The organism is Brevundimonas viscosa, from assembly GCF_900116065.1.
Lineage (GTDB): Bacteria > Pseudomonadota > Alphaproteobacteria > Caulobacterales > Caulobacteraceae > Brevundimonas > Brevundimonas viscosa.
The window spans coordinates 799,674-808,211 of sequence record NZ_FOZV01000001.1; the positions used below are offsets into that span (position 1 = coordinate 799,674).

At 72.4% G+C, this 8,538-nt stretch carries 9 protein-coding genes; 1 reads left to right on the forward strand and 8 read right to left on the reverse strand.

All coding sequences use genetic code 11. The annotated features are described in order from the left end of the window. Positions 1-19 precede the first annotated feature (19 nt). The 3 genes from lysA to argH are packed head-to-tail and all read right to left on the reverse strand — an operon-like array spanning position 20 to position 2,994. Positions 20-1,300, reverse strand: a complete 1,281-nt coding sequence (lysA, locus tag BM333_RS04015; RefSeq protein ID WP_092307502.1) for a diaminopimelate decarboxylase — start codon at positions 1,298-1,300, stop codon at positions 20-22. A 15-nt stretch (positions 1,301-1,315) separates the two neighbouring features. Beyond that, a complete protein-coding gene (locus tag BM333_RS04020; protein ID WP_092307504.1) occupies positions 1,316-1,552 on the reverse strand; it encodes a hypothetical protein in 237 nt (78 codons plus the stop codon). Further along, positions 1,549-2,994, reverse strand: coding sequence for an argininosuccinate lyase (gene argH, locus BM333_RS04025; RefSeq protein ID WP_177221788.1), 1,446 nt, complete (start codon positions 2,992-2,994; stop codon positions 1,549-1,551). Before argH ends, BM333_RS04020 begins: the two co-directional genes overlap by 4 nt. On the opposite strand from argH, the gene BM333_RS04030 reads away from it, so the two are divergent. Then, complete coding sequence (locus BM333_RS04030; protein ID WP_092307508.1) at positions 2,993-3,622, forward strand: TlpA family protein disulfide reductase; 630 nt, start codon at positions 2,993-2,995, stop codon at positions 3,620-3,622. The genes argH and BM333_RS04030 overlap by 2 nt on opposite strands. Here BM333_RS04030 and BM333_RS04035 read toward each other — a convergent pair. From BM333_RS04035 to BM333_RS04055, 5 genes are all read right to left on the reverse strand, one after another. After that, the gene (locus BM333_RS04035; RefSeq protein WP_092307510.1) at positions 3,619-3,909 is read right to left on the reverse strand and encodes a hypothetical protein; all 291 of its coding nucleotides are present in this window, start codon (positions 3,907-3,909) and stop codon (positions 3,619-3,621) included. The two genes, BM333_RS04030 and BM333_RS04035, sit on opposite strands and share 4 nt — an antisense overlap. A 33-nt stretch (positions 3,910-3,942) precedes the next feature. Then, the gene (locus tag BM333_RS04040) at positions 3,943-5,025 is read right to left on the reverse strand and encodes a PepSY-associated TM helix domain-containing protein (RefSeq protein WP_092307513.1); all 1,083 of its coding nucleotides are present in this window, start codon (positions 5,023-5,025) and stop codon (positions 3,943-3,945) included. Then, positions 5,025-7,145 (reverse strand): TonB-dependent receptor, encoded by a 2,121-nt coding sequence (locus BM333_RS04045; RefSeq protein WP_092307515.1) that lies wholly within the window; start codon positions 7,143-7,145, stop codon positions 5,025-5,027. Before BM333_RS04045 ends, BM333_RS04040 begins: the two co-directional genes overlap by 1 nt. A 200-nt stretch (positions 7,146-7,345) precedes the next feature. Further along, positions 7,346-7,771 (reverse strand): Cu(I)-responsive transcriptional regulator, encoded by a 426-nt coding sequence (gene cueR, locus BM333_RS04050; protein WP_092307517.1) that lies wholly within the window; start codon positions 7,769-7,771, stop codon positions 7,346-7,348. Continuing rightward, positions 7,768-8,538 (reverse strand): HAD-IC family P-type ATPase (locus tag BM333_RS04055; protein ID WP_143105763.1); only part of this gene is annotated, 771 nt, incomplete at its 5' end. The genes BM333_RS04055 and cueR, both read right to left, overlap by 4 nt.

An 8,538-nucleotide genomic window follows, 5' to 3' on the forward strand; every position in this document is an offset into this window, starting at 1 on the left:
ACCAGCCACCAGCCGCCAATCACCCCTTCAGCCACGCCGCCCGCGGCTCCCGCGCCCACATCTCCTCGTACGAGGGCCGCTTGCGCACCACCGCCCAGCGGTCGCCGTCGACCAGCACCTCGGGGACCAGCGGCCGCGAGTTGTACTCGCTCGACAGCACCGCCCCGTAGGCGCCGGCGCTCATGAAGGCGACCAGATCTCCGGCCTGCAGCGGGGGCAGCAGGCGGTCGCGGGCGAAGACGTCGGTGGATTCGCAGATCGGGCCGACGGGGTCGTGGAGGGCCGGCTCGCCGGCCCGTTCACGCACCGGCACGAGGTCGTGGAAGGCGTCGTAGAGGGCCGGGCGCATCAGGTCGTTCATGCCGGCGTCGAGCACGAGGAAGCGGCGACCGTCGCCCCTCTGGTTGACCTGGATCACCCGACTGACCAGCACGCCGGCGTTGGCCGCCAGCAGCCGTCCGGGCTCGAACGCCGCCTCGACCCCGAGGCCGTCCAGCACGCGCGCGCACATGGCCGCGTAGGCGGCGATCGAGGGCGTCTCCGCCTGCCCGTGATAGGGCACGCCCAGCCCGCCGCCGAGGTCGAGGCGCAAAACCTCGAAGCCGCGCGTCCGCAGTTCCAGGGTGGCCTCGCGCAGGGTGCGGAAGGCGGCCTCCATGGGGGCGAGATCCAGGATCTGGCTGCCGATGTGGCAGGCGAGACCGACCGGCGTCACATGCGGCGAGGCGACGGCGCGGGCGTAGAGGTCGAAGGCCTCCCCGATGGGCACGCCGAACTTGTCGGCGGCGCCGCCGGTGGTGATGCGGGCGTGGCCGCCGGCGCCGATGTCCGGATTGACCCGCAGGGCGATCTCCGGCGCCGCGCTCTTGCCGGCGGCGACTGCGATCAGCCGGTCCAGCTCGGCGCCGCTCTCGACGTTGATCTGGCGCACCCCCGTCTCGATGGCGAAGGCCAGCTCGGCGTCGGACTTGCCGACGCCGGAGAAGATGATCCGGTCGGCCGGGATCCCCGCCGCCAGCGCGCGCCGGATCTCGCCCTCGGAGACGGTGTCGGCGCCGCAGCCCAGCCGGGCCAGGGTCGCCAGCACCGACAGATTGGAGTTGGCCTTCACCGCGAAGGCGATCCGGGCGTCGCCGAGCGACTCCCGGTGGGCGTCCAGCGCCTCACGCAGCAGCCGGTAGTGCCGGGTCAGGGTGGCGGTGGAGTAGACGTAGACCGGCGTCCCGGCCCCGGCCGCGATGGTGTCGAGCGACACGTCTTCCGCGTGAAGGGCGCCGTCGATCCGCTGGAAATGATGCAACTGGGAACCGTGGGTTCAGCCCGGGCTGTTGCCGGGGCCGTCGAAGGGGGTCGAGCCGGGGCCGCCCTCGATGGGCAGCTGGCGGTTCGGGCGATTGATGGTGGCCGGCTCGGGCAGGTTCTCGGCCTCGGCGCTGCGCATGCCGCGCTCGGTGCGTTTGGCCGGGGGAGCGTCGAGGTCGGCCATGCGGCCGCAGCCGGCGGCGGAGACGGCGATCAGGGCGGCGAGGCCCGCGACGGTCAGCTTCTTCATTCCGGTGTCCCCTCGGCCAGGCGGCCCTTCCAGTCGGCGATGCGCGCCCGGACCTGTTCCGGCGCGGTTCCCCCGAAGCTCGTGCGGCTGGCGACCGAGGCCTCGGGGGTGAGCACCTTGTACACCGCTTCCGTCACGCCGGAATGCAGGGCCTGAAGTTCCTCCAGCGGCAGTTGCGCCAGATCCACGCCCAGCGCCTCGGCCCGCTTCACGGCCGCCCCGGTGACGTGGTGCGCCTGACGGAACGGCAGGTTGAGCTCGCGCACCAGCCAGTCGGCCAGATCGGTGGCCGTCGAAAAGCCGGCGCCCGCCGCGGCGGCCATGCGCGCCGTGTCGGGCCGCAACGCCGCGACCATCGCCGTCATCGCCCCCAGCGCCAGCTCCAGCGCGTCGAAGGCCTCGAACACCGGCGGCTTGTCCTCCTGCATGTCCTTGGAATAGGCCAGCGGCAGCCCCTTCATCACCGTCGACAGGGCGACCAGCGAGCCCATGATCCGCCCGGCCTTGGCGCGCACCAGCTCGGCGGCGTCGGGATTGCGCTTCTGCGGCATAATCGAGGAGCCGGTGGTCAGGTCGTCGGGCAGGCTGGCGAAGCCGAACATCGGCGTCATCCAGACCACGATCTCCTCGGCCAGCCGCGACAGGTGGCCCGCGCAGATCGAGGCGGCGGCGAGGCTCTCGAGCGCGAAGTCGCGATCCGACACGGCGTCCAGCGAATTGGCCATCGGCCGGTCGAAGCCGAGCTCGGCCGCGGTCATGTGGCGGTCGATGGGGAAGGGCGAACCGGCCAGCGCCGCGGCCCCGAGCGGGCTTTCGTTCATGCGGGCGCGGGCGTCGGCGAAACGACCGGCGTCGCGGCCGAACATCTCGACATAGGCCATCAGGTGGTGGCCCAGCGTCACCGGCTGGGCGGTCTGCAGATGGGTGAAGCCGGGCATCAGGTCGCCCGCATGCTGCTCCGCCCGCGCCAGCAGCGCCCGCTGCAGCCCCTCCAGCTGCGCGACCGTCCGGTCGCAGGCGCCGCGCACCCACAGGCGGAAGTCGACAGCCACCTGGTCGTTGCGGCTGCGCGCCGTGTGCAGCCGGCCCGAGGGCTCGCCGATCAGCTCGGCCAGCCGGGCCTCCACGTTCATGTGGATGTCCTCGAAGCGGTCGCGGAAGGGGAAGGACCCGTCGCGCATCTCGGCCTCGATCGCGTCCAGCCCGCCGAGGATGGCCGCGGCGTCGGCGGCCGACACGATCCCCTGCGCCGCCAGCATGCGGCAGTGCGCCCGCGACCCGGCCAGATCCTGCGCCCACAGCCGCCGGTCGACGCCGATCGACACATTGATCGCCTGCATGATCTCGGCCGGTTCGGCCGAGAAGCGCCCGCCCCACATGTCTTGACCTTTGGCCGCCCCGGGGGCTTTGGTCGGCGTTTCGGGAGGCGTCGGGTCGGGCATGAAGGTCTCGAAGACGATGATCGGCGCGATTGCGGGCGTGCTGCTGGTCGGAGCGATCGGCGGCGCCGCGGTCCTATACGCCAAACCCGACCTGATCGACAAAGCCGCGCCGCCGGAGCCGGCCGCCCGGAGCGAACTGGCCCGGTTCGCCGTCGGCTCCATCGCCCGGCTGGAGACCCCGACCACGCGCGCACCCGCGCCCGCCTATGTCTTCAAGACCCGCGACGGCGCCGACGTCAGCCTCGCCGACTTCCGCGGCAAGGTGGTGGTGGTCAACCTGTGGGCCATGTGGTGCGCGCCCTGCCGCACCGAGATGCCGACGCTGGCGCGGCTGGCGGAGGCCTACGAAGGCACGGACCTGGTGGTGCTGCCGATCAACGTCGACGCCACGGCGGACGCCATCGCCGACGCGAAGAGCTTCATCGACGTGCACGAGCCCCTGCCGCTGTACAGCGACCCGAAATTCCAGCTGCCGTTCGAACTGCCGGGCAAGGGCAAGATGCCCCAGACGGTGCTGCTGGACCGGCAGGGGCGCATCCGCGCCCACTTCTCCGGCGAGGCCGACTGGGCCAGCGCCGAGGCGCGGGCCCTGATGGACGCCCTGCTGGCGGAGCCGGCGGCGGCCTAGTTGCCGCGTTCGTCCGCGGCGGTCTCGGCCTTCTGCTCGTCGGCTTCTTCGGCCAGCCGGTCGGTGCCCTCGTCGATCTCCTGGGCGACCTCGCCGGCGCCGGCGGCGATGGCCGAGCCGACCTGCGCGGCCTCTTCCTGCAACGAGTCGGCGGCCTCCGCGGTGGCGTCGCCCGCATCGGCGGCGGCTTCGTTGGCGTCGGCCTGGGCGTCGTCCTGCTCGGCCTCGGTGCAGGCGGCGGCGCCGAGCGCCAGGGCGGCGACGGCGGCGAGAGCGATGGTGCGCATGGGAAGTCCCCCTTCGGCGTTGAACCTTGGCGGTTAACGCCCGCGCGCCGGGACGGTTGCGGCCGGCGCGTTCAGCCCGGGCCGGCGCCGTCGCGGCTTGACGAGGAAGGACCAGGTCCCCACCCCGCCCAGGGCCGCCAGCGCGAGACCGGACAGGGCGACCACCAGATCGTACAGCCAGCCGCCCACCGAGGCGGCGTGGATCGGATACAGGGCGTTCTGCAGCCGCGTCCCGCCCCCCAGCGTCTGGGCGTCGACGGTCTGCACCACCCGGCCGGTGGCCGGATCGATCAGGGCCACGGTGCGGCCGTTGGGATGCCATTCGCCCGGCTGGCGCAGGCGGACGGAGGCCGGCTTGCCCGGCTCCGGGGGCAGGCCGGCGGTGCGGATGCGGGCCCCGGGGAAGGCGGCCTGGGCGGCGGGCAGGGCGACGGCCCAGTCGACGACGCCGGTCCCGACCTCGGCCGGCGTGGGCGCCGGGCCGGACTCCGGCGCGATCGCCTGCAGCAGGGCGCGGGTCTGGTCGTGGAAAACGATGGCCCCGCCGGTCAGGCACAGCAGGAAGACCGGGGCGGCGAAGATCAGGCCGAGGTTGCGATGGCTGGCCACCAGGTCGCGCCGCTTCGTCGAGGCGGGCCACACCCGCCAGCCGGAAGCGCGCCACGCCGGGATCCACACAACCAGACCGGTCAGCACCAGCAGGGCGCCGGCCAGTCCGGCCACGCCGCCGACGATCTCACCCGGCGCGCCGGCCAGCAGGAAGTGGTGCAGGTCGAACACCCAGGCCTCGGCCCGCGCCGTGCCGCCCCATTCGGCCAGCACCTGCCCTTCGGCCCCGGCGTAGGCGAAGCGCTCGCCCATGTAGACCTTGTGCAGGTCGAGATCGCCGCCGGCGAACACCACCGAGGAGATGGCGTCGCCGTAGCGGGCCTGCAGCGCGTTCGCCGCGAGCCCCAGCTGCGCCGGATCGGCCGACAGGGCCCCCGGGTCGCGACCGGCGGTCAGGCGAACCCAGTCGTCCTCGAACACCAGCAGGGCGCCGCTGAGCCCGAGGACGGCGAGGATCAGGGACACGATCGCCCCCGCCCAGGCGTGGATGAGCCGGATCGCCCCCATCAGAACCGGCGCGTCACGCCGAGCGTCAGGGTGCGGCCGCGGCCGGCGAAGAACCGCCCGTTGTCGGTCGGCGCCTGGGTGTCCGAGAAGTAGCTGACGTACTGTTCGTCCAGCAGGTTCTGCACGCCGAGGCTGACGTCGCCGAATGACGCACGCCACACGCCGACGGCGTCCAGCAGGGTGTAGCCGTCGAAATCGTTGCGCGGGTCGCCGCCGTCGAAGCTCCGCTCGAACAGGTGCTGCCCCTGCAGGCGCAGGGAGAAGTCGCCGCGATCCATCTCGCCCCACAGCAGCAGGCGGTCCGGGGCGATGTTGGCCCCGTCAAGGTCGCTGTCGAGGGCGCCGTCCCCGTCCATGTCGGTGCGGCCGTCGAGGTGCGAATACGCCCCGCCGACGCGGAGCGCGTCGGTGACGTCGTAGCGGGCGGTGACCTCCAGCCCCTCGATCTTCGTGGCTTGCCGCTGCACCTCGTAGACGCCGCCGACCATGACCAGCAGGGCCCCGCGATCGGACTCCGACCGGAAGGCCGCGGCCGAGGCCTGGAACGGGCCGCGCCGGTACTCCAGGCCGATTTCGGTGTTGTCGGAGATCACCGGCGAGACGTCGAGGAAGGTGTCGACGTCCTGTCCGGGGATGTCGATGCCACGCAGCACCCGGCCGACGTCGGCCATGCTGAAGCCCTGGGCGAACGAGCCGTAGGCGGTCAGCCCGTCGACCAGCTCGAAGGTCGCGCCGACATTGTACAGCGTCTCCTCGAACGAGGGCTCGCCGCCGTCCACCTGCTGCGAGCCATAGGAGGCGAGGGTGGTGAAGTCATCGACGATCAGGGTGGCGCTCTCGTGCCGCACGCCGCCCGACAGGTTCAGCCGGCCGTCCAGCAGGCGCTGGTTCAGCTGCACGAAGGGGGCGAGGCTCTCGTAGGTGGTCTCCGGCACCCACATGCGGTCGGTCAGCACCAGGGCCTGGAAGGTGGTGTCGCGCAGGCCGTCGAGCCCGGCCAGCAGCCGCAGCCCCGGAACGGGATCGACCAGCCGCTCCCAGTCCAGCTTGAAGCCCAGCTTCTCGGAGTTGTTGGCCGATTGGTCGAACAGGGTCCCCCGGGGCGCGATGGCCGGGTCCTGGAAGGTCCCGAAGGTCCCGCCGCCGAACACGCCCTCGTAGTCGTGGGCGAACAGCTGCGCCCGGAAGGTCCCGCCCAGCACGTTGCGGTCGCGCCAGGTCAGGGCGGCCGAGGTGACGTCGTTGAGCGGCTGGATCCCCGGCGGCGTGCCGCGCGCCGAGGTGGTCGGCACGCCGGTCGCCCGGTCGCCCGGGACGGTGACGTAGTCGCCGTCGCCCTCCAGCTCGAAATGATTGACCCACAGCTCCAGCCGGCGTCCGGCCGACGGCTCGAAACCGGCCTTGGCGAACACCGACCAGCTGGAGCTGTCCTGGATCTCGCCCTGGGCGCCATCCATGCCGATGCGCCGGTCCTCGCCGTCGTAGAAGGCGCCCCGGTCCTCGCGCGCGGCGCCGAGGGTCAGGTCCCAGTCTCCGAAATCGCGGCCGCCGATGGCCGCCAGCTTCCAGCCGAGGCTGTCGCCGAACACGCTGTCGTCCACGCTGGTCTGGGCCAGCAGCCGGCCGTCCCAGCCGTCGGCGTTCCGGCCGGGCGCGGCGGTGACGTAGTTGACCACCCCGCCGGTGGCCCCGATGCCCTGGATGGCGTTGGAGCCGAAGATCACCTCGACCCGGTCGATGAAGAAGGGATCGATGGTGTAGCCGTCGCGGCTGTCGTCGCGCAGCGGCGTCGACTGCGGCACCCCGTCGACCAGGTACAGCGGCGAGCGGCCGCGCAGGGTCTCGCCGGAGCCCGACAGCTTCTGCCGCGTCGGCGAGAACGACGGCGACAGGGTGGCGACGAGGTCGACCGCGCTGGCGCCGAGCGCCGTCTGCGTGACGATCTCCCCGGCGTCGATCAGCTGGACGGTGGCCGGAATGGCGGAGCGCGGCGTCTCGGTCCGCGCGGCGGTCACCACGACCTCGTCCAGCGCCACCGGCTCGGTTCCGTCCTGGGCGAAAGCCGGTGAGGCGGCGGTCAGGGCGAGGAGGGAGGCGGTGGAGAGAAGACGCTTGGACATTGAGACGAACCCTTGTTGTTGGCCCGCCCCATAAGCGAATGCGTCTGCAAGTCAATCGCAACGATGCCGCAGGCCGTCAGCCTGAATCCACGGCGTAGTGCGGGCTGGGACGGATTCCTGCGTCCCAGGCCGTCGTCTCTCGACGCCGAGGCGCCTGACGGTGCTCTCAAGCGTCCTGGGCCCTGGCACCCAGGTTTGCGTCAGGCGACCCGTCCGGGGCTGTGGAGCGCCTTTCCGTCGAGTCCCGAGAGGTCGACGAGGATCGGGCAATCCGGCCGGTCGTCGCCGGCGCAGCAATTGGCCAGGGTGCGCAGGGCGTCGGCCATCGCCTTCATCTCGGCGATGCGGGCGTCGAGATCGGCGATGTGCTTCTGGGCGATGGCCTTGACCTCCCGACTGGGGCGGTCGCGGTCGCGCCAGAGCGACAGCAGATGGCCGATCTCCGCCACCGAGAACCCGAGGTCCCTGGCGCGGCGGATGAACTGCAGCTCGCGCACATCACGCTCGCCGAAGTCGCGGTAGTTGCTGTCCGTGCGGTCGGCCGGGCGGATCAGGCCGACGGATTCGTAGTAGCGGATCATCTTGGTCGACACGCCCGTCGCCCGGGAGGCCTGGCCGATGTTCATGGTTGAACTCCTTCGAAGCGGGTCCTGAAGCCGCGCAGGCGCAGGGCGTTGGTCAGGACGCTGACGCTGGACAGGGCCATGGCGCCGGCGGCCAGCATCGGCGACAGAAGCCAGCCGAACAGCGGGAACAGCAGGCCGGCCGCGACCGGGATCAGCACGACATTATACCCGAACGCCCAGACCAGGTTCTGGCGGATGTTGCGCATGGTGGCGCGCGACAGGGCGATGGCGTTGACGGCGCCGCGCAGATCGCCGCCGGTGAGCACTACGTCGGCGCTCTCGATGGCCACGTCCGTGCCGCCGCCGACGGCGAGGCCGACGTCGGCGGCGGCCAGGGCGGGAGCGTCGTTGACGCCGTCGCCGACGAAGGCGACGCGGCGGCCGCCGGCCTGAAGGGCGCGGATCGCCGCGACCTTGCCGTCCGGCAGGATCTCGGCGCGCACCTCGTCGATGCCGAGGCGCCGGGCCACGGCCTCGGCGGTGCGGCGGTTGTCGCCGGTGATCATCGCCACCTTCAGGCCCAGCGCGTGGATGGCGGCGATGGCGGCCGGCGTCGTGGGCTTGATCGGATCGGCGACTGCGATGACGGCGGCCAGCCGGCCGTCGACGGCGGCGTAGAGCGGGCTCTTGCCCTCCTCGCCCAGCCGTTCGGCCTGATCGGCGAAGGCGGACAGGTCGTGGCCAAGGTCGCGCATCAGACGGTCTGCGCCGACCTCAACGGCGCGGCCGGCGACGCGGCCCTCGGCGCCGTAGCCGGGACGGGAGGA